The organism is Allokutzneria multivorans (assembly GCF_039537405.1).
Lineage (GTDB): Bacteria > Actinomycetota > Actinomycetes > Mycobacteriales > Pseudonocardiaceae > Allokutzneria > Allokutzneria multivorans.
In genome coordinates this window covers 103,152-123,798 of the sequence record NZ_BAABAL010000027.1, presented here as the reverse complement: position 1 = coordinate 123,798, position 20,647 = coordinate 103,152, and the positions used below count along the sequence as shown (strand labels likewise).

The 20,647-nt window shown below is 69.9% G+C and carries 19 protein-coding genes; 4 read left to right on the top strand and 15 right to left on the bottom strand.

Going from position 1 to position 20,647, the window contains the following annotated elements; genetic code table 11:
* Nucleotides 1-7 precede the first annotated feature (7 nt).
* Nucleotides 8-811 carry a lysophospholipid acyltransferase family protein gene (locus ABD798_RS36220; protein WP_344885875.1) on the bottom strand — a complete coding sequence of 268 codons (804 nt, stop codon included), beginning with the start codon at nt 809-811 and terminating at the stop codon, nt 8-10.
* Nucleotides 812-948: 137 nt separating this feature from the next.
* On the opposite strand from ABD798_RS36220, the gene ABD798_RS36215 reads away from it, so the two are divergent.
* A complete protein-coding gene (locus tag ABD798_RS36215; protein WP_344885872.1) occupies nt 949-3,342 on the top strand; it encodes an HAD-IC family P-type ATPase in 2,394 nt (797 codons plus the stop codon).
* 248 nt (nt 3,343-3,590) lie between these two features.
* Nucleotides 3,591-4,415, top strand: coding sequence for a glutamate ABC transporter substrate-binding protein (locus ABD798_RS36210; RefSeq protein WP_344885869.1), 825 nt, complete (start codon nt 3,591-3,593; stop codon nt 4,413-4,415).
* A gap of 125 nt (nt 4,416-4,540) precedes the next feature.
* On the opposite strand, the gene ABD798_RS36205 is transcribed toward ABD798_RS36210, so the two are convergent.
* From ABD798_RS36205 to ABD798_RS36190, 4 genes are read right to left on the bottom strand one after another with little or no spacing between them, the layout of a single operon-like run.
* Nucleotides 4,541-5,206, bottom strand: coding sequence for a metal-dependent transcriptional regulator (locus ABD798_RS36205; RefSeq protein ID WP_344885867.1), 666 nt, complete (start codon nt 5,204-5,206; stop codon nt 4,541-4,543).
* Between the two features lie 4 nt (nt 5,207-5,210).
* Entirely contained in the window at nt 5,211-6,074 is an 864-nt protein-coding gene (locus ABD798_RS36200; RefSeq protein ID WP_344885863.1) for a metal ABC transporter permease, read from the bottom strand.
* Nucleotides 6,075-6,108: 34 nt separating this feature from the next.
* Complete coding sequence (locus ABD798_RS36195; protein ID WP_344885860.1) at nt 6,109-6,840, bottom strand: metal ABC transporter ATP-binding protein; 732 nt, start codon at nt 6,838-6,840, stop codon at nt 6,109-6,111.
* Entirely contained in the window at nt 6,837-7,742 is a 906-nt protein-coding gene (locus ABD798_RS36190; protein ID WP_344885857.1) for a metal ABC transporter substrate-binding protein, read from the bottom strand. Before ABD798_RS36190 ends, ABD798_RS36195 begins: the two co-directional genes overlap by 4 nt.
* Before the next feature lie 202 nt (nt 7,743-7,944).
* Here ABD798_RS36190 and ABD798_RS36185 point away from each other — a divergent pair, with 202 nt between their 5' ends.
* Nucleotides 7,945-8,553: a VOC family protein gene (locus ABD798_RS36185; RefSeq protein ID WP_344885854.1), complete on the top strand. Its 609-nt coding sequence runs from the start codon at nt 7,945-7,947 to the stop codon at nt 8,551-8,553.
* On the opposite strand, the gene ABD798_RS36180 is transcribed toward ABD798_RS36185, so the two are convergent.
* The gene (locus tag ABD798_RS36180) at nt 8,540-9,430 is read right to left on the bottom strand and encodes an NADP-dependent oxidoreductase (RefSeq protein ID WP_344885851.1); all 891 of its coding nucleotides are present in this window, start codon (nt 9,428-9,430) and stop codon (nt 8,540-8,542) included. The genes ABD798_RS36185 and ABD798_RS36180 overlap by 14 nt on opposite strands.
* A 100-nt stretch (nt 9,431-9,530) precedes the next feature.
* Between ABD798_RS36180 and ABD798_RS36175 the strand changes: the two genes are divergently transcribed.
* On the top strand, nt 9,531-9,929 hold the full coding sequence (locus ABD798_RS36175) for a winged helix-turn-helix transcriptional regulator (protein ID WP_344886007.1): 399 nt from the start codon (nt 9,531-9,533) through the stop codon (nt 9,927-9,929).
* 306 nt (nt 9,930-10,235) lie between these two features.
* Here the strand turns inward: ABD798_RS36175 and ABD798_RS36170 are convergent, their stop codons facing one another.
* The 9 genes from ABD798_RS36170 to ABD798_RS36130 are packed head-to-tail and all read right to left on the bottom strand — an operon-like array spanning nt 10,236 to nt 20,639.
* The gene (locus ABD798_RS36170) at nt 10,236-11,042 is read right to left on the bottom strand and encodes an HpcH/HpaI aldolase/citrate lyase family protein (protein ID WP_344885848.1); all 807 of its coding nucleotides are present in this window, start codon (nt 11,040-11,042) and stop codon (nt 10,236-10,238) included.
* Nucleotides 11,039-12,226, bottom strand: coding sequence for a CaiB/BaiF CoA transferase family protein (locus ABD798_RS36165; RefSeq protein WP_344885845.1), 1,188 nt, complete (start codon nt 12,224-12,226; stop codon nt 11,039-11,041). Before ABD798_RS36165 ends, ABD798_RS36170 begins: the two co-directional genes overlap by 4 nt.
* Nucleotides 12,223-13,119, bottom strand: coding sequence for a ribokinase (gene rbsK, locus ABD798_RS36160; protein WP_344885842.1), 897 nt, complete (start codon nt 13,117-13,119; stop codon nt 12,223-12,225). Before rbsK ends, ABD798_RS36165 begins: the two co-directional genes overlap by 4 nt.
* Nucleotides 13,116-14,462: an ADP-ribosylglycohydrolase family protein gene (locus tag ABD798_RS36155; protein WP_344885839.1), complete on the bottom strand. Its 1,347-nt coding sequence runs from the start codon at nt 14,460-14,462 to the stop codon at nt 13,116-13,118. Before ABD798_RS36155 ends, rbsK begins: the two co-directional genes overlap by 4 nt.
* Nucleotides 14,462-15,610 carry an ADP-ribosylglycohydrolase family protein gene (locus ABD798_RS36150; RefSeq protein ID WP_344885836.1) on the bottom strand — a complete coding sequence of 383 codons (1,149 nt, stop codon included), beginning with the start codon at nt 15,608-15,610 and terminating at the stop codon, nt 14,462-14,464. The genes ABD798_RS36155 and ABD798_RS36150 overlap by 1 nt, the downstream gene beginning before the upstream one ends.
* 16 nt (nt 15,611-15,626) lie before the next feature.
* Complete coding sequence (locus ABD798_RS36145; RefSeq protein WP_344885833.1) at nt 15,627-17,648, bottom strand: ADP-ribosylglycohydrolase family protein; 2,022 nt, start codon at nt 17,646-17,648, stop codon at nt 15,627-15,629.
* Entirely contained in the window at nt 17,645-18,922 is a 1,278-nt protein-coding gene (locus ABD798_RS36140; protein ID WP_344885830.1) for an ABC transporter substrate-binding protein, read from the bottom strand. Before ABD798_RS36140 ends, ABD798_RS36145 begins: the two co-directional genes overlap by 4 nt.
* Nucleotides 18,919-19,737 (bottom strand): carbohydrate ABC transporter permease, encoded by an 819-nt coding sequence (locus tag ABD798_RS36135; RefSeq protein ID WP_344885827.1) that lies wholly within the window; start codon nt 19,735-19,737, stop codon nt 18,919-18,921. The genes ABD798_RS36140 and ABD798_RS36135 overlap by 4 nt, the downstream gene beginning before the upstream one ends.
* Nucleotides 19,734-20,639: a carbohydrate ABC transporter permease gene (locus ABD798_RS36130; RefSeq protein ID WP_344885824.1), complete on the bottom strand. Its 906-nt coding sequence runs from the start codon at nt 20,637-20,639 to the stop codon at nt 19,734-19,736. The genes ABD798_RS36135 and ABD798_RS36130 overlap by 4 nt, the downstream gene beginning before the upstream one ends.
* Nucleotides 20,640-20,647: the final 8 nt, after the last annotated feature.

Sequence of the window (20,647 nt, the reverse complement as noted above, 5' to 3'; positions counted from 1 at the left end):
CCCGTACTCAGGCGGGCACCTTGGACACGGCCTCCTCGGCGGCCAGCGACAGGGCGCGGCGGTCGGCGAGCTCGCCGGGAACGGCGGGCATCAGGCGCAGGTGCACGACAAGACCGCGCGCGCCGAGGGTGCGGCGCATCGCCGTGCCCATGCTCTCGTCACCGAGGAAAGAAGCCGCGGAGGTGGGCCTGCCGTCGCTGAGCCGGTAGTCCAGCAACACGGGGCGGACCGGGACCCCGGCGTCGACGGCGGCCTGGAAGAGCGCGGGGCGGAAGCGGCCCTTGGCGGGCTCGCAGTAGGTCGTCCCCTGGGGGAAGGCGGCGACGGTGGTGCCCTCGCGCAGCGCGGCGGTGACCTGGCCGACCACGGTGGGCAGCTGGGAGAGCCGGGGCCGGTCGATGAAGATCGTGCCCGCTCCCCTCGCCAGACCGCCGATGATCGGGATCTCGCCGATGCCGGTCTTGGAGACCACGCGCATCGGGACGGCGGCCATCAGCACCACCGGGTCCAGCCAGGACACGTGGTTGGCCACCAGGAGGGCGGTACCGGCCCCTTCGGAAGAATCGTGCACCTCGACGCGCATGCCGAGCGCGCGCAGCAGCATGCGGCACCACGACGACATCAGGCGGCGCCCGCGCTCCGCGCTGACCAGCCGCTGGACCGACAGCACGGGGATCGCGCCGAGCAGCACCAGCAGCCCCATCAGCACGCGCCACACCCGGGTCGTCGGCCACACCTGCGGCGCGGCTCCCGGTGCGTCGATGCAGTCCTGGCCGCAGTGCGATACGGGCATCCAGCCGGAGCTCGTCATGGTGGCGGTCCCCCAGTTGCTTCTGTTGCGGTCTTCCGGGGGCGGAATGGTAGGGGGCTCGGGCTGAGAGCGTTCAGGCAGGTGACCCCACGTGCGTGGTGGCACCGCTCTCAGCCGCGCGGCCGTACGATCGCGACGTGTCGACAACGGGAACTCCGGTCACCACCGACGAGGTCGATCCACTGCGCGGGCTCACCGACGAGCAGGTGCGCAGGCGGGTCGCGGCGGGCCAGACCAACGACGTGCCAGCTCGGGCAAGCCGCACGGTCGGCGAGATCGTCAGGGCGAACGTCTTCACCAGGATCAACGCGATCTTCGCGGTGCTCTTCGGGATCATCGTCGCGATCGGGCGGGTGGTCCCGGACGGGCTCTTCGGGCTGCTGATCATCGCCAACAGCGCGATCGGCATGATCCAGGAGCTGCGGGCGAAGAAGACGCTGGACCAGCTCGCCATCGTCGGCCAGGCCAAGCCGGTGGTGCGCCGCGACGGCGCCTCCGTCGAGGTCGCGCCGCACGAGGTGGTGCTCGACGACGTGATCGAGCTCGGCCCCGGCGACAAGATCGTCGTGGACGGCGTCGCGCTCGCGGTCGAGGGCATGGAGGTCGACGAGTCGCTGCTCACCGGGGAGTCGGACCCGGTGGTGAAGCAGCCGGGCGACCAGGTGCTCTCGGGCAGCTTCGTCTGCGCGGGCACGGGCTCCTACCGGGCCACGAAGGTCGGGCGCGAGGCGTACGCGGCGAAGCTGGCCGAGGAGGCCAGCAAGTTCACCCTGGTGTCCTCCGAGCTGCGCTCCGGCATCGACAAGATCCTGCGGTTCATCACCTTCCTGCTGATCCCCGCGGGCGCGCTGAGCATCTACAACCAGCTGTTCAACAACTCGCAGGCGCTCCCGGACGCGCTCAGCGGCATGGTCGCCGCGCTGGTGCCGATGGTGCCGGAGGGCCTGATCCTGTTGACCAGCATGGCTTTCGCGGTCGGGGTGATCCGGCTCGGCAAGCGCCAGTGCCTGGTGCAGGAGCTGCCCGCGATCGAGGGCCTCGCGCGCGTGGACACGGTGTGCGCGGACAAGACGGGCACGCTGACCGAGAACGGGATGCGGCTGTCCGAGGTGCGGGTGCTCGACCAGCAAATGCGCGTGCACGACGCGCTGGCCGCGCTCGCCGTCGCCGACCCGCGCCCGAACGCGAGCCTGGAAGCGATCGCCGAGGCGCACCCGGACGCGCCTGGCTGGCAGCTGACGGCGGCGGCCCCGTTCTCCTCTGCGCGCAAGTGGAGCGGGGCGAGCTTCGCCGACGAGGGCGACTGGGTGCTGGGCGCTCCGGACGTGCTGCTCACCGAGGGCGACGAGGTGCGCGCGGAGGCCGAGCGCACGGGTGCCCAGGGACTGCGCGTGCTGTTGCTGGGCCGCAGCTCGCTCGCGGTGGACGACGCGCAGGCGCCCGGTGTGGTGCGCCCGGTGGCGCTGATCGTGCTGGAGCAGCGGATCAGGCCGGACGCCAAGGACACGCTGGACTTCTTCGCGGAGCAGAACGTCTCCGTCAAGGTCATCTCCGGCGACAACGCGCTGTCGGTCGGCGCGGTGGCGGGCTCGCTCGGCCTGCCCGGCGCCGAGCGGCCGGTGGACGCGCGGACCTTGCCGGACAAGCAGAACCAGCTGGCCGACACGGTGGAGGGCTCGGCGGTCTTCGGCCGGGTCACGCCGGGCCAGAAGCGCGCGATGGTCGGGGCGTTGCAGTCCAAGGGGCACACGGTCGCGATGACCGGCGACGGCGTGAACGACGTGCTGGCGCTCAAGGACGCCGACATCGGGGTCGCCATGGGCGCGGGCAGCCCGGCCACCCGCGCGGTCGCGCAGATCGTGCTGCTGGACAACAAGTTCGCCACGCTGCCGCACGTGGTGGCCGAGGGCCGCAGGGTGATCGGCAACATCGAGCGGGTCTCGAACCTGTTCCTCACCAAGACCGTGTACTCGGTGCTGCTGGCGTTCATGGTCGGCATCGCGCAGCTGCCGTACCCGTTCCTGCCGAGGCACGTGACGATCCTGGGCTGGTTCACCATCGGCCTTCCCGCGTTCTTCCTGGCGCTCGCGCCGAACTACGAGCGGGCGCGCAGCGGCTTCGTCTCGCGGGTGATGCGGATGGCCATCCCGGCCGGTGCTGTGATCTCGGTCGCGGCATTTGTGACCTATCTCAACGCGCACGGAACTCCGGGCGTGACGGTGGTCCAGGCGAGCACCGGAACGTTCATCGCGTTGGGCGGGATCGCGCTCTGGGTGCTGGTGATCGTGGCCCGGCCCTACGTCTGGTGGAAGGTCGCGCTGCTGGCCGCGATGGTCGCCATGTATCTGGGTCTGCTGCTGATCCCGGTCAGCCAGACGTTCTTCCAGCTCGACCCGTCCAACCCCGCGGTGGTCACTCCCGCGCTGGTCAGCGTGGCGATCGGGGTGGTGCTGATCGAGGCGTTCTGGTGGATCGACGGCCGGATCCGCGGCGAGCGGCGGCAGCTGTTCGGGGCGCAGAAGCTGGACTGAGAACACGAATGCGAACGGCGGGCCGGATTCCTCCGGCCCGCCGTTCTTTTTGCACCGGGTAGCGCGAAGATCGGTAAAGAACACACATTTCTTTCCCACCCGAAATTCACGATCCTGTTTCGTTCGGGCGACGGCTCATGATCATCACTTGACCGCTCGACTGACGCGGAATAGTTTCGGATAACGACATGGTCCTCGTTTTCCGCGTGCGCGGAGCGGGGGCAGGCGTTTTCGTCAAGGAGCGCGGTGTGAGATTCCGGTTCGGTGCTGTCCTGCTCGCGATCGCCCTGCTCGGCACGGGCTGCGCGGCGAAGGGGGACGGCAACTCGGTGGCCGCGCGGGCCGCCGCCACGGACAAGCTCACCATCGGCGTCGGCTTCGACCAGCCGGGGCTCGGGCGCAAGATCACCGACACCTGGTTCGAGGGCTTCGACGTCGACGTGGCCACCTACGTTGCGGGCGAGCTGGGCGTGGCCGCCGAGAACATCGTGTGGAAGGAGGCCAAGGCCCCCGACCGCGAGGCGATGATCCAGGACGGCCGGGTGGACCTGGTGGTGGCCACCTACTCGATCACCGAGGCGCGCAAGCAGCGCGTGGGCTTCGCCGGGCCGTACTTCCTCGCCGGGCAGGGGCTGCTGGTCAGCCAGGGCACCACGAACATCACCGGACCGGAGTCGCTGGACGGCAAGAAGCTGTGCTCGGTCAAGAACTCCACCTCCGCGCAGAAGGTGAAGGAGCGCTACGCCAAGGGCGCGCAGCTGGTCGAGTACTTCCGCTACAGCGAGTGCGTGAACGCGCTGCTGGTGCGCAACGTGGACGCGGTCACCACCGACGACGTGATCCTCGCGGGCTTCGCCACCCAGCACCCGGAGCTGCTGAAGCTGGTGGGCAAGCCCTTCAGCGAGGAGCGCTACGGCGTCGGACTGCGCCGCGAGGACGCCGACGGCAAGGCCAAGGTCAACGCCGCGATCGAGAAGATGATCTCCAGCGGTGCGTGGCGCAGGTCCATCGAGAAGCACATCGGCCCGTCGGGCTACCCCGTTCCGGCCCCGCCTGCGATCACGGAGCGCTGAACGCACCCGGACTCGCGAGTGCTTGCGTACCCAATGTGGCATTTGTTTCGCCAGACGTAACCACTGCCACATTGGGTTCATCAGTCGGCGCTGAAGGGGTTGAGCGGAGAAGGGCGGGGGTTTGGCTAGGAGACGCGGATCAGCAGCACGGCGGTGACCTCGGTGCCGAGGGAGTGCGTGCGCTCGCCGACCCGGACGACCAGCGGGCCGCCGAAGGGCTGGCGCTCCAGCACCTCGATCCGCGCGCCCAGGGTGATCCCGTTGCGCGCCAGGTAGCGCAGGATCTCCGGGTTGGTGTCCCAGACGCGCGCGACCTCGCCGCTGGCCCCGGGTTCGAGCTCGCGCAGCAGCTGGGTCTGCGGCTGCTCCACCGAGCCGTCGGCGGCCGGGATCGGGTCGCCGTGCGGGTCCTGGGTGGGGTGGCCGAGCTTGGCGGAGATCCGCTCGACGAGCGCGTCGGAGACCGCGTGCTCCAGGACGTCGGCCTCCACGTGCACCTCGTCCCAGGTGTAGCCCAGCTCCTCCACCAGGTACAGCTCGATCAGCCGGTGCCTGCGCAGCACGTCGCACGCGGCGCGCCTGCCGGGCTCGGTCAGCTCGACGCCGTGGTAGGGCACGTGGGTGACCAGGCCGAGGTCGGCGAGCTTGGCGACCATGCCGGAGACCGACGAGGGGCTGACCTTGAGCCGTTTGGCGAGGGTGGCGTTGCTGACCTCTACCCCGCGCTCGACGAGCCCGTAGATCGCGCGCAGGTAGTCCTCGATCGAAGACGAGGGCCGCTTGGTCGCCATGCCCCTACTTTACGGAGGTCGCCGCGCGGCGCTTTCTCCAGTTCGCCAGCACTCCCCTGCGCGGCGCGAACAGGTAGACCACCGAGAACACGACGGCCTGGCAGAGCACGATCGTGCCGCCGGTGGAGCTGTCGGCGTGGAAGCTCAGGTAGGTGCCCAGCACGCAGCTGCTCACCGAGACAGCCACCGCGATCGCGATCATGCGCTCGAAGCGGTCGGTCAGCAGGTAGGCGGTGACGCCCGGTGTGATCAGCATGGCGGAGACCAGGATGATGCCCACCGCCTGCAACGCCACCACGACCGTCAGCGCGAGCAGCATCAGCAGCAGTGCGCCGAGTCGCTTGGGGCGCAGGCCGATCGCGTGCGCGTGCACCGGGTCGAAGGCGTAGAGCGTGAGGTCGCGGCGCTTGTAGAAAACCACTGCCAGAGTCAGCGCGCCGATGCCGAGCACCTGCGCGATGTCGCTGTCGGAGACGCCGAGGACGTTGCCGAACAGGATGTGGTTGAGGTCGATCTGGCTCGGCGTCTTGGACACCAGCACGAGCCCGAGCGCGAACAGGCCGGTGAAAACCACTCCGATCGCCGCATCGCCCTTGATCCGCGTGGTGTCCCTGACCACGCCGATCAGCGTCACCGCGATACCGCCGAACACGAACGCGCCCACCGCGAAGGGCAGCCCGAAGATGTAGGAGAGCACCACACCGGGCAGCACCGCGTGCGCGATGGCATCGCCCAGCAGCGACCAGCCGATGAGCGTCACCCAGCACGAGAGCACCGCGCACACCAGCCCGGCGACCGCGCTGACGAGCAGGGCTCTGCGCATGAAGTCGAACTGCAACGGCTCGGTGAGCCAGTCGACGACTGTCATAATGGCGCCTCCGCTGAGAAGATCACGTCGGCGCTCACGACGTGACCACTCCGTCCAAGCCGAACGCCCTGCCCAGGTGCTCCGGGGAGAGCGCGGTGTCGATGTCTCCGTGCAGGATCACTTTGCGCCGCAACAGAATCGCCTCGTCGCACAGCGCGGGCACGGCCGCGAGGTCGTGGGTGGAGACGATGATCGTGCGGCCCTCGTCGCGCAGGGAGCGCAGCAGCTCGACGATCGTGGCCTCGGATCGCTTGTCCACTCCGGCAAAGGGCTCGTCGAGGAACAGCAGGCGCGCGTCCTGAGCGATTCCCCTTGCCACGAAAGCACGTTTGCGTTGCCCACCGGAGAGCTCACCGATCTGGTTGCCCGCCAGATCGCTCAGCCCGACCCGCTCGAGCGCCGCGTCCACGGCGGCTCGATCGGCCGCTTTGAGCCGCCTGGCACCGCCGAGCGCACCGTAGCGACCCATCGCGACGACGTCCACGACGCGGACCGGGAACGCCCAGTCCACGGCCTCGGACTGCGGCACGTAGGCGATCAGTCCCTCGCGGCGCGCCGCGGCGGGGTCCTTGTCGTGCAAGGTGATCGTGCCGCGATCGGGCTTGACCAGGCCGATCAGCGACTTGAACAGGGTCGACTTCCCGGAGCCGTTCATGCCCAGCAGGCCGCAGATGCGCCCGCGCTGCACGGTGATGTCGACATCATCGAGGGCGAGCACGTCGCCGTAGTGGACGGTGACGCCGCGCGCGGTGACAGCGGTGCTCATCTGCGCCCTCCTGTAAGCCCGGAGACGACGGTCTCGGCGTCGTAGCGCAGCAGGCGGAGGTAGGTCGGCACGGGCCCGCCCTCCTCGGAGAGCGAGTCCACGTAGAGCGTGCCGCCCATCCTCGCGCCGGTCTCGCGCGCAACCTGTTGCTGCGCCTTGTCATTGACCGTGGACTCGCAGAAGACGGCGGGAACGGCGTTCTGCCGGACGAAGGTCACCGTCGCCGCGATCTGTTGCGGCGTGCCCTCTTCGTCGCTGTTCACCGGCCACAGGTAGGCCTCGCGCAGACCGGCGTCGCGGGCGAGGTAGGAGAAGGCGCCTTCGCAGGTGACGAGCGCGCGCTGGTTGACTGGGAGCTTGCCCAGCTCGGAGCGCAGGAACGTGTCGATCTCCGTCAGCTGTGCCTCGTAGCGCTCCGCGTTGGCCTTGAACACCGGCGCGTTGGGCGGGTCCAGTTCGGAGAGCGCGGTGACGATGTTGCGCACGTAGATCCGCGCGTTGGCCGGGGACATCCACGCGTGCGGGTTGGCCTTGCCCTCGTACTGGCCGCTGCGGATCGGGATCGGCTCGACCCCGGCGCTGAGCGTGGCGCGCTTGGCCTTCCCGTCGCGCACGAAGCGGTCGAACCACCGCTCCAGACCGAGTCCGTTCTCCAGAACCAGGTCCACGCGCGAGCCCTTCTTGAGGTCGCTCGGCGTCGGCTCGTACTCGTGGATCTCCGCACCCGGCTTGGTGATCGACTCCACGTCGACGGTGTTCCCGGCGACCGCCCTCGTCATGTCCGCCAGCACCGTGAAGGTCGTCAGAACGCGTTTGCGCTCCCCACCACCACGGGAATCCGAGCAGCCCGCGACCAGCAGCACGGCGGCCAACACCCCCGCGACACCCTTTCGGCGAGCCATGACTCGAAGTTTCGGCATGCCGAAAACACTATCGGAGGACGCGTCCGGCCACGAGGAGGTCCGCATCACGATTCGAGCCCGCCCCCTGCGGCGTCCATTGTGGATTCTTCGGGTTTTCGCCGATTTTTCCGCCGAACCCTGGGCAGCGCGGTGGGCCTGCCGATACGGTCGGCGCTTCCCCGAGCAGCCTCGGAGCGGCCACATGCTGGACCACCTGGTCTACGCGGTACCCGATCTCGACGACGGTGTCGCCGAACTGACGCGACTGACCGGCCTGCGCGCGACACCCGGCGGACGGCACCGGGGGCTGGGCACGCACAACGCCCTGATCTCCCTGGACAACCGCGCGTTCCTGGAGATCATCGCGCCGGATCCCGGCCAGCCCGCCCCGCGCGGCCCCCGGCTCTTCGGCGTCGACGGGATCGAGCAGCCGAGGCTGGTGGGCTGGGTTTTCCGGACCACCGACCTGCCCGGGATGATCACACGCACGCGCGGCGTCGGGCTGGAGCCGGGTGACGCCGTGGAGATGGGTCGCGAGCGCCCGGACGGGACGAAGTTGTCCTGGCGGCTGACCAACTCCGGCTCCGACGAGCTGAACCCGGCCTTCATCGACTGGGGCACCACCGTGCACCCGAGCGCGAGCCTGCCGAGCGGGCTGCGGCTGCTGTCCCTCACGGTCCGGCACCCGCAGCCCGTTCGTTTCGGCGCGGCACTGCGCTCGCTCGGCATCGCCTACACCGTGGAGCAGGGCCGCAAACCCCAGCTCATCGCGCAGTTCGACGGGCCGGGCGGAGGGCTCATCCTCGACTGACCCGCAACACCAGCTTGCCGCGCAGGCCACCTGCGGCGGCCCTGGCGTGCGCTTCGGCCGCGTCGGCGAGCGGGATCACGTCCGCGATCCGCGTGGTCAACCCCGCGGTGACCAGCTCGCGCAGCTTCGCCGCGTCCGGCACCACGTTGACGCGTTCCACGCGGATCCCGCGCTCCGGCTCCGGCAGGCCCGGCGGGATGACCGCGACGAAGGTGCCGCCGTCACGGACCGCGCCGATCAGCGACGGCCCAGCGGTCCCCGCGTCGAACACCGCGTCCACCCGCTGGCCGCCCAGGTCGTCGCGGCCGATCACCTCCTTCGCGCCGAGGCTCGCCACGTGGCTCTCGTCCCCCGCCGAGGCCACCGCGACGACGTGCGCCCCGGCCCGCGCGGCGAGCTGCACCGCGTAGCCGCCGACCGCCCCGCTCGCCCCGGTCACCAGCAGGCTCTGTCCACTGTGGACGTTCAGCAGGCCGAGGGCCTGGCTCGCGGTGAGCGCGTTGAGCGGGATCGTGGCCGCCTCGTCCAGGGAGATGCCGTCCGGCAGCGGCGCCAGCCACCCCGGCTCGACGCTGACGACCTCGGCGTAGGTGCCCGCGTGATCGGCGGAGGCGATCCACGGCACCATGCCCGCGACGCGCTGGCCCGCGCGGAAGCCCTCCGCGTCCTCGATCACGGTGCCCGCCAGGTCCCACCCCAGGACGATCGGCTTCGGGTAGTCCCCCATGAACCCGGCGCGGACCGCCTGGTCCACCGGGTTGATCGTGCTGGCGGCCACTCGCACGCGCACCCGCCCCGGGGCCGCCGCGGGCTCCGGGCGCTCGGCCAGTCGCAGCACTTCAGGACCGCCGTACTCGGACATTTCGATGACTCGCAAGGTGTTCCTCCTTCGTGTGGGAACAGCCTGCGGCGGGTGGGTGTTGCGCGGAAGGAGGCACCTTGAAGTGCCTTGGGGAGGAGCGAGTGACGTGACGACGATGACCGCGCAGCAGCGCCGCGAGGTGGACAAGGCCGACCACGAGCTGTTCCTCGCGGACTGTCCAACGCACCACGTGCTGTCGATGATCGGCGACAAGTGGACGGCCCTGGTGGTCAGCCAGCTCGCGTCGGGTCCGCGCAGGCACAGCGAACTCCGGTCCGCTCTGCCCAGCGCCAGCCAGAAGATGCTCACGCACACACTGCGCTCCGCCGAGCAGGACGGCCTGCTCACGCGCACCGTCACCGCCAGCGTGCCCGCGCGCGTCGACTACGAGCTGACCCCGCTCGGCGTGTCACTGCTCCCCGTGCTCGCCACCATCAAGGCTTGGGCCGAGAACCACATCGCCGACGTGCTCACCTCGCGCGCCACCCACTCCGCCCTGGCCCGAACTCCCTGAATGACTCCTTCGGGGAGTTGAGGTACCTGAATGAGTCATTCGGGACGCTCAAGTACCTCAATGAGTCATTCAGCGCTTAAGCCGCAGTGCCCCCGCCCACGCGAACGCCTCGTTTGGTGCGTTGAGCGCGCTGAACGGGTCGTTTGGTGCACTGGGAGCGCTGAACGGGTCGTTTGGTGCGCTCAAGTACCTGAAGGGGTCGTTCGGGGCTTGGAGGGGGTGGGGCGTGGAGGCGCGGGGGTGGGTGGGGGCGTAACCAATGCGGCATTGGTTACGTCTGGCGAAACAAATGTCACATTGGGTACGTCAGCGTGGGGGGTGGGTTTCGGCTTGGGAGAGGGTGCGGCGGGCGCCTTCGACCAGGGCGGCGTCGACGAAGCGGCCGTCGGGCAGGGCGAGCGCGCCGGCGTCGGTGGCGGCGGCTTCGACGATCTCGCGGGCGCGGGCCAGCTCGGCTTCCGTCGGGCGGTAGGCGTGGGCGATCGTCTCCAGCTGCGCGGGGTGGATCGCGGCGCGGCCGAGGAAGCCCAGTGCGCGGCCGCGTTCGCACGAGCGGCGCAGCCCTTCGAGGTCGCGGACGTTGGGGTAGACCGACTGCGCGGGAGGAGCGAGCCCGGCGGCCCGCGCGGCGAGGACGACGCGGCTCCGCGCCCACGTCAGTCCGTCCTCAGTGGACACTCCGAGGTCGGCGGAGAGGTCGGCCTCCCCCAACGCGATTCCGGCGACACCGGCGGAGGCGATCTCGAAAGCACGCTCCACGCCGAGCGCGGACTCCAGCAACGGCACCAACGCCAAGCCGGGCGCCTGCGCGGAAACCCGTTGCACCACGAGCGGATCAACCACCTTGGGCAACCGCAACCCGTGAACCCCGGGCAATCCGGCGAGCGCGGAAAGGTCAGCAGGGGCGAGCGGGCCGTCCAATGCGTTGATCCGGACGTGAACCGGAACGGGGGTCGGCGAGGACAACAGGTCCTTCGCGGCGTCGCGGGCGTAGGACTTGCGATCCGGAGCGACCGCGTCCTCAAGGTCGACGATCACCACGTCGGCGCCGGACGCGAACGCCTTCACCACGCGCTCCGGGCGGTCGGCGGGGACGTAGAGCCACGTGATCACACGACACCTCGTTCCCGAAGAGAAGCGATCTCCGACGGGGAAAGTCCAAGCCCGCCGAGCACTTCGTCGGTGTCCGCGCCGTGCGGCCGGCCAGCCCAACGGATCTCGCCGGGCGTCTCGGAGAGCCGGAAGAGGACGTTCTGCATGAGCACCGAGCCCAGCTCGGGGTCGGGCACGCGCTGCAACGTGCCGAGCGCCTCGTACTGCGGGTCCTCCAGCACGTCGCGCACGTCGTAGATCGGCGCGACGGCGGCCTCAGCGCGCTCGAACTCCTCCATCACCTCATCGCGCGTGTGCTTGGCGATCCACCCGCCGACGGCTTCGTCGAGGACGTCCGCGTGCGCGGCGCGCTGAACTCCGGAGGCGAACCACGGCTGCTCGATCAGGTCCTCCCGGCCGACGAGCCGCATGACGCGCTCGGCGATGCTCTGCGCGGACGTGGACACAGCGACCCACTTGTCGTCGGAGGTCCGATAAGTGTTGCGGGGCGCGGTGTTCATCGACCGGTTGCCGGTGCGCGGCTGCACGTAGCCGAGCTGGTCGTACCAGATGGGCTGCGGTCCGAGCACGGTCAGGATCGGCTCGATGATCGCGAGGTCGACCACCTGGCCCTTGCCGGTGCTCGCGCGCCCGTTCAGCGCGGCCATCACCGCGTACGCCGTGGTCAACGCGCTGATCGAGTCGGCGAGCCCGAACGGCGGCAGCGTCGGCGGGCCGTCCGGCTCGCCGGTGATCGCGGCGAACCCGCTCATCGCCTCGGCCAGCGTGCCGAATCCGGCGCGGCGCGCGGACGGGCCGAACTGGCCGAAGCCGGTGACACGCGCCAGCACCAGGCCGGGGTTGACCTCGGAAAGCCGGTCGTAGCCGAGGTTCCAGCGCTCCAGCGTACCGGGGCGGAAGTTCTCGATCACCACGTCGCAGGTCTCGACCAGCTTGAGCACCAGCTCCTGACCGTCCGGAGAGGACAGATCGATGGTGGTGGTCTTCTTGTTGCGCCCCAGCAGCTTCCACCACAGGCCGACGCCGTCCTTGGCCGGGCCGTGGCCCCGGGCGGGATCGGGCCTGCGCGGGTGCTCCACCTTGATCACCTCGGCGCCGAAGTCACCGAGCAGGGTCGCCGCGAGCGGCCCCGCGAACAGGGTGGACATGTCCAGGACCCGCAGTCCGTCGAGCGGTCCGCTCATCGCCGTCCTCCCTCCACCAGCGCTTCGATCTCGGCTCGTTCGGGCATCGAGCTGGACGCACCGGGCCGCTGAACCGCTAGGGCAGCCGCCGCGCTGGCCCAGGTCAACGCCTCGACGACCGGCTTCTGCTCGACCAGCGCCACCGCGAGCGCGCCGACGAACGTGTCACCGGCGGCCGTGGTGTCGACGGCGGTCACCGAGAAGGCGGGCACCCGAACCCGTTCTTCGCCGCGCGCCGCGTAGAGGCTGCCCCGCTCGCCGAGAGTCACAACGGCAACGGGAACCCGCTCCAGCAACCACTCGATCGTCTTGTCCAGATCGTCCACTCCGGACAGTGCGCGAGCCTCGTGCTCATTCGGCACGATGATGTCCACATTGGACAGAAGTGCCTCAGGAAGTTCCTGTGCCGGAGCCGGGGTGAGCACGACCGTCGTGCCGTTGGCCCTGGCGACCTCGGCGCCCGCGACAGCGGCGGACAGAGGCGCTTCGAGCTGCAACAGCAGGAAGTCGGCGGCGGCGATCAGCTCTGCGTCGCCGTCCTCGGTGCCGGTGATCGCCGCGTTGGCCGACGGCACCACCACGATGGAGTTGCCGCCGTTGTCGTCAACCACGATGTGCGCGGTACCGGTCGGCCCAGGCACGGTGCGCACTCCGGCGACGTCCACTCCGGACTCCGCGAGCGTTTGCCGCACCGGCTCACCGAACGAATCGTCACCGACCGCGCCGATCATCGCGACGCGACCGCCCGCCCGCGCGGCTGCGATGGCCTGGTTCGCGCCCTTGCCACCGGGAACCGTGCGGAACTCGCGCCCCATCACGGTCTCGCCGAGCGCGGGCGCGACCGCGACGTAGGTCGTCAGATCCATGCTCGCACTGCCAAGAATGACAATCATCGCTTCCCCTTCCCAGCGACAGCGACAGTCCGGGCAGCGAGTTCGTCGAAGGCGATGCCGTCCATCCCGCCGACGCTCGTCGCGAGCCGGTTCTTCAGCGGAGCCGTCCAGCTCTCCGGCAGCGCCGCCGCGCCGAGCCGCACGCCGAGCAGCGAACCGACTGTCGCGCCGTTGGAATCGGTGTCCCAGCCACCGGCGACAACACGGCAGATCGACGCCTCGAAATCACCGCCGCCGTGCACGACCGCCGCCGCCACGAGCGCGGAGTTGTTGACCGCGTGCACCCAGTGCAGGTGCCCGTTGTGGTCGTAGAGTCGGTCGAGAACGCGGCTCCAGTTCGATTCTTCTTGGGCGGCAACGATTGCATGCCGCACCGCGACGGCAAGGCGGGACTGCGGAGGCACCACGGAGAGCCCTGCCTCCAGCCATTCCACGGGCTCCTCCAGCACGGCAGCGGCGGAAACAGCCGCGGCGACGAACATCGCGCCGTACACGCCGTTCGCGGTGTGACTGAGCACCGCGTCGCGCCACGCCATCTCAGCCGCCGCACCCGGCCTGCCGGGGTTGATCCACCCGAACAGATCGGCCCGGATCTGCGCGCCGATCCACTCGCGGAACGGATTGCGGTAGCTCGCCGTCTCCGGAGGCGAGTGGCCGAGCAACAGGTTCCGGTAGGCGATGCGCTCAGCGGTGAACGTCCGCCCGGCGGGGAGCTCGGCGAGCCACAGATCGGCGACGTCCTCGGTGGTGAAGGCGAAACCGCTGCGCTCCACCAGCATCAGCGCGAGCAGCGGGTAGTTGAGGTCGTCGTCCTCGGGCATGCCGTCGATGTTCTCGATGAGGCTCGTCGGCCTGCTGCGGCGGTTCCACGGCCACCGCGCGGCGATCGCCTCGGAGAGCCCGATCTCGGTGAAGTAGCGCTGGATCGGCCAGTTGCCGGTGGCGCGGGCGATCTCCTCGATCCCGATGCGGGGGATCTTCTCCACCGGCTTGCCGAGCAGGCAACCGACCGCACGACCGAGCCAGGCTCCGTGCACCGCGTCCAGCGAAGGAGCGGAAGAGCCGCAGTCGTCCATCCACTGTGGACACTGCGACTTGATCTCGGCGAAACCCGTCGGGTCGGCCACGCCGGGCAGCAGCGCCAGTTCGTCGAGCAGCTCCCCCGCCAACTCCCGGAGCTCGGCGGAAGCACGCTCCGTCGAAGCCCCGGCGAGGGCCGGGCTCAGCTCTCCTCCAGCGGCGAGCCACCGCCGCGCGACGGCCTTCGCGTCGCGGCCGTCCTCCTCGGCCTGCCGCAGCTCGTGACCCACCAGGTCCTCGGGCTGCACCCAGGACAGGCGCATCACGCCCGCCCGGCGAGCAGCACGCGGAAGGCGTCCTCGTGCTCGCGGCGACGGCGCACGTCTCGGTCGAAGATCTCGCGGGCGACCTCCGCCAGCGCGACGGCGGGAGCTTCCAGGTCGAGCTTGCTGGCCTCGGCGACACGCTCGCGCCAGTCAGCGGGCACGTCGTCGATCCCGTTGAGCGCACCGGAGATCGCGCCGCCCATGCTCGCGATCGAGTCGCAGTCTCGGCCGTAGTTGACCCCGCCCAGGATCGTGCCCCGCGTGTCGCCGCGCGCCACCACGAGCATGCCGAGCGCGATGGGCAGCTCTTCGATGGAGTGCAGCCTGCTGGGCCTGCGCGCGCCGAGGCCGGGCTTGCGGTACTCCGGCCCGACCGTGTCGAAGGGCTCGACGGCATCGCGCAGCGCGGGGATCGCGGCTTCCCAGTCGTCGTGCTTGGACGCGACCTCGCACACCGACTCGATGGCAGCGCGCGTGCCGTCCTTGGCCAGTCGCAAGCAATCCGCGACGACGGTGTCCACTGTGGACTGTGGACGGAACGCTGAGGCGACACCGGCGGCGAAGACCGCGGCGGCTTCCCTGCCGTAGCTGGACTGGTGCGGCCCGGCGACCTCGATCGCCTCGGCGTAGGCGGCGTCCGGGTTGCCCGCGTTGACCACGCCCACCGGCGCCATGTACATCGCGGCGCCGCAGTTGACGATGTTGCCCACCCCGGCTTCGCGCGGATCGACGTGCCCGTAGTGCAGACGCGCAACGATCCACTTCTCGGCGAGGAAGATGCGTTGCAGCGGAAGCGCTTCGGCCTCCAGCTCGGGAATCCACACCTTGGTCCCGATCAGCTCGGGCACGAGGTGCTCGGCGATGGAGTACGCGTCGATGTGGTCACGCACCTTGGTGTAGACCCGGACCAGCGCGTGGGTCATCAGGGTGTCGTCGGTGACGTTGCCGTCGCCCTTGTGGTACGGCGCGATCGGCCGCGCGTCGCGCCAGTTCTCGTAGAAGGGCGGCACGATCCCCTGGATGCGACCGCCGTAGCGCTCGACCAGGTCCTCCGGCGTCCAGCCCTCGGCGGGCCCGCCGAGCGCGTCACCGACGGCGGCCCCGACCAGGCAGCCCTTGGCGCGGTCCTCCAGGGGTTTCGACACTGCTCCTTCTCCTCCTTCAGTTGCCGCGGGCGGAGATTCGGCCCGCGAGGTCGATCAGATCCGTTCCGGCCAGCCACGGCAGGCTCGTGCCGCGCAGCTCGCGGCAGCTCGCCCGCCACGTCATCGGCACGTCGCCGGACAGTGATCCGGACAGGGCCCCAGCCAGGGCTCCGGTCAGCGCGGGCGCGGAGTCGGCCAGCCTGGACAGGCACGCGGCGGCCGAGACCGCCTCGCCAAACCGAGCCCCGGACGCCAGCACCAACGCCAGCGCGACCGGCACGGTCTCCGCCGCGGCGGTTCCGTAGCTGTACACGTGGTCGACGACACCGTTCTCCAGCAACGGGATCAGGCTGAACGTGTCGCTGTGCCGTCCATAGTGGACAGCTCGGCGTGCGTTGCGGCCGATCTCCGTCCCGTCCGGGAGCTCAAGCAGCGCCGCGTCCACAGCCTCGGCCGGTGTCGCTCCGCCGAGCGCGGAAGAGATCGCCACAGCCATCGCCCGCGCTCCGAGAACGCCATCGCCGTCCTGCGTGTGCCGCGCGTCGACCTCGGCCAGCTCGGCGGCGGCAGCCGGATCGCCCGGCCACAACGTCGCCAGCCCAACGGCGCGAGCACAGGCCGCGTCGTCGAAGAAGTGCGGGTTGTCGTGGCCGCTCGCGGGCGGACGCAGCCCGGCGGCCAGGTTCGCCAGCCCCGCGCGGACGGAGATCCGCGCCGACAAGGGCCGCTTGAACTCCGCCACCTCGATCCACGCCTCGCGCACTCCGCCGGCTCCGCCCATTCCCGCCAGCGCGGCGAAAACGGCCCACTCGGCGTCGTCGGAGGGGCCGAGCCGGAGCGCGTCGGTCGGCTGGTTCAACGCCATCGGCACAGGCAGGCTGCTCACCCCGTGCTCCTCGGCGAAGGTGTCCAGTTCCCTTGCCAGGCGCCGGGTCCACGCTGGCAGAAGCCCCGCGCGGTGCTTCGCGGCGGGCCAGCCGAGCGCATCGCCGACCGCGAGGCCCATCAGCGCGCCGACCACGCTGCCGCCCTGCGTCCTCCCTCGCGCGTGGCGAACGGGAAGCGACGCCACCTCGCGCACGGGCTGAGCCGGGGCCGCACGACGGCGGGGCGCGGCGTGCAGCTCGGTTGCCACGGTGGCGATGTGGTGCCCGGTGACAGCGCTGATGCAGGCTCCGCGCACCGGACCGATCTGTTCGGACCACTCCCGAGGAACGGCGGCTTCTCCGTTGAGCGCGCCAGCGACAGCACCCGCGATGGCCGCCGTGGTGTCCGCGTCGCGGCCCATGTTCACGGCGGTCAGGATCGAGGCGCGGACATCGCCGTCCGCCAGCACGAGTGCTCCGAAGGCCAGCGCGACGGCCTCAGGAGCGAGGTCCGTCCACGGGTAGTCGCGCACGACGACCGCGTCCAGAATCGCCTCTTCCGTTTGCGCCGCAACGGCTCTGCGGATCGCTCGCGAGGTCCAGGAGTCCTCGGGGATCACCGCGAGGCCAGCGGAGATCGCCTCCTTCAGCGAAGCCCCGCCCATCGCGGCGGCCACTGCACCCGCGACGGCCTGACCGCCCAGAACGCCCTCGCCGTCGTGGCTGATCGAGCCGTCCACCGCGACCAAGCGCGCCGCCTCGCTGGGGTCTCCCGCCGCGAACACTCCGAAAGGCGTTGCGCGCATGGCAAGGCCGTCGCTCCAGCTGTGCCGGTGCTGGGCGCTGAGCGGCGCGGAGAGCCCGTGCTGGAGGTTCTCCACCGTGCCGCGCTCGCTGAACCCCGCACCCTTGAGCGGTTGGTCCACAATGGACTCCCGCCACGCCTTCTCCACGTCCGAAGGCGTCAGCGCGGCGCCGTGCTTGATGAGCAGCAGCGCGGAGAACACCGCGTACTCGGTGTCGTCGGTGCCGACCGGATCGTCGGAGATGAAGCCCTCCACGCGACCCCAGCGCCTGGCGATCTCCGCGCGCGAGAGGTTCTCCGCCGGTGCGCCGAGCGCGTCACCGACAGCGAGCCCAAGCAGCGCGCCCCTCGCCCTCTCTGCCGTCATCGTTGGTACCTGGCCAGCACTCGGTTACCGTCCTCGGTCAGTTTGCGGCTCAGCTCGTCGATGCTGATCTGGTTGCGGAAGTACTGCTGGAAAGCCGGAGTGGCGATCTTGTCCTTCCACTCCGCGTAGCCGCGCACGCGCTGCGACGGCGATGTCCGCAGCGACGCGCCCGCCGCGACGCCGACGTTCCAGCCGAACTGCTCCACGTTCAGCTCCGGTGCGGCCATCGCCTTGGTGCTGGTCGGCAACATCCAGTCGCCCAGCGCAAGCCGCGCGGTGTTGGCCGGGTTGACGAGGTAGTCGATGAACTCCATGGCCTCGCGCTTGTGCGGGCTGTCCTCGGAGATCGACAGCGTCTGCGGGCTGACGCCCTGCTCCGGCCCGGTCCCGCTGAGCGGCGGCAGGGTCACCCAGTCGAAGCCCTTCGGCGCCTGCTGGCGCATCTGCTGCCGGTAGGACAGTCCGAGGAAGACCATCGCGTACTTGCCCGCGAAGAAGCCGGGCAACGAGTCCGATCCGCTCATGCCGAGCGCGCCTGGCGCCGCAGATCCGTCGGTGTGCAGCTGCGCGTGAACCCGTTGCAGCACTTCGCGTTCGGCCGGTCCGACGGTTGCGAGCAGCTTGCCGTCATGCGGGTAGAAGAACTTCCCGTCGAAGTTCAGCGCGAGGTTGAGCATCGTGCTGACGGGCTGCTTCATCGGCCACGCGAAACCGTACTGGTCGGTCTTGCCGTCGCCGCTGGTGTCCTTGGTCAGCTTCTTGGTGATCTCGGCGAACTCGTCCCAGCTCCACGGCTTGTCCGGGGTCGGGACGCGCACGCCCGCCTGGGTGAGCAGCGCGCGGTTGGCCAGGATCACCTTGGGCTCCTGGAGGAACGGCACCCCGTACACGCCCTGCTTGAACCGCGTTGTCTCCCAGGTGGCTTCGGGGATGTCGGCCTTCAACCCGGGCGGCAGCAACGTGGTCAGGTCCGCGAGGTACCCGCCGTGGGCGAACTCGGAGAGGTCGTCTGAGGAGTTGTGGATGACGTCGGCCGCCTCACCACCGGCGAAGGAGGTGAGCAGCTGGTCATGGATGCTGTCCCAGCTGCCCGGGACGTACTCCACCTGGACCTTGGGGTGCGTGCGGTTCCACTCCGCGACGATCTGCTTGTTCACCGCGACGGAGTCCTTCTGCCAGGCCAGGCTGAGGAACCGCAGCTTCACCACGTCGGACTTCGGCGCGGTCGAGCACCCGACGAGCGCGAGCACCAGCAGGAGCACCAGGCGCGTCATCCCTTCACCGCCCCTGTGAGCATGCCGGCGGTCAACCGGCGCTGGATGAACATGAAGAACAGCAGGCTGGGGATCGTGGTCAGCAGCGCTGCGGCGGCGAGCGGCCCGAGGTCGGCGACACCTTCCGCACCCAGGAATCGGGTCAGCAGCACGGGAAGCGTCTGCTTCTCCGGCGTCTTCAGCAGCACGAGCGCGAAGAAGAACTCGTTCCACGCGCTGATGAAGGAGAACATCACCGTCGCGACGAGACCGGGCATGAGCAACGGGAAGACGATGTGCCACAACGCCCTCCCCTTCGAAGCACCGTCGACGGAGGCGGCTTCCTCCAGCTCCGGCGGGATCGCGCGGACGTACCCCTGGAGCATCCAGAGCGTGAAGGGCAGGTTCCACACCACGTAGACCATGATCAGCCCGGCCTGCGAGTCCACCAGGTAGAAGCTCTTGAGCAGCAGGAACAACGGGATGATCACGAGCACGAACGGGAACATCTGGCTGACCAGGATCCAGCCCGTGGTGAGCCTGGTCAGCGTGGAGCGGTAGCGCGCCAGCACGTAGGCGGCGGGCACCGCGAGCACCATCGTGATCAGCGACGAGGACACCGCGACCGTGAGGCTGTTCATCCCGGCCTGCACCAACGGCTGCTCGGTGAACGCCGTGGTGAAGTTCGCCGTTGTGGCCTCGCGGGGAATCCACGTCGGGTCGATCGAAGCGAGCTCGCGCGGCCCCTTGAAGGCCGTGGAAACCAACCACACCAAGGGGAACCCGAGGAAGACGAGATAGCAGATCAGAGCGAGGTACTGGGCCGTCCGCTTCACTGGTCGACCTCCTTGAGCCGCGAGCGCAGGTACACCGCGAGGAAGATCGCGATCACCGCGACCATCACCGAGCCCATCGCGGCGGCGTAGCCGAACTGGCCGTACTTGAAGGCTTCCTCGTAGGCGAAGAGCATCGGCAGCCGCGTCTCGCCGCCGGGGCCGCCCTGCGTCAGCACGTACACCAGGCCGAAGGAGTTGAAGTTCCAGATGAAATTCAGTGCCGTGATCGCCGTGACCACCGGGCGCAGCGACGGCCAGGTCACCACCCAGAACCGGCGCAGCGGCCCGGCTCCGTCGATCGCGGCGGCCTCGTGCAGCGTCTTCGGCACGTTCTGCAGGCCCGCCAACAGGGTCACGGTGGTCTGCGGCATCCCCGCCCACACACCGACCACGATCACCGCGGGCAGCGCCATGCCGAAGGTCGCCAGCCAGTCCACGTTGTCCTCTAGCAGGCCCACGTCGCGCAGCGTGTGGTTCAGCACGCCCGCGTCGGAGTGGTAGACCAGCCGCCACATGATGCCGACGACGACCTCCGGCATCGCCCACGGCACCAGCGCGAGCGTGCGCGCCAACCACCGCAGGCGCAGGTTCTGGTTGAGCAGCAACGCCAGCCCGAGCGACAGCACGAACTGCAACGCCGTCACCACGACCGCCCAGATGAGGCCGATCTTGAAGGAGGCCCAGAACAGCGCATCCCGCGCCAGGTCGGCGTAGTTGTCCACGCCGGTGACCGCGGTGACCGACTCGCGGCCGAAACTCGCGTTGGTGAAACCCAGCAGCAGGCCGTAGACCAACGGGCCGACGCTGAGCAACAGGATCGGGATCAGGACGGGGAGCACCAGGAACCAGGCGTCGCGCTCCAGCCCCAGCGGGCCTTTCTTGCGCACAGCCAGCACGGTCATCTGCGGGG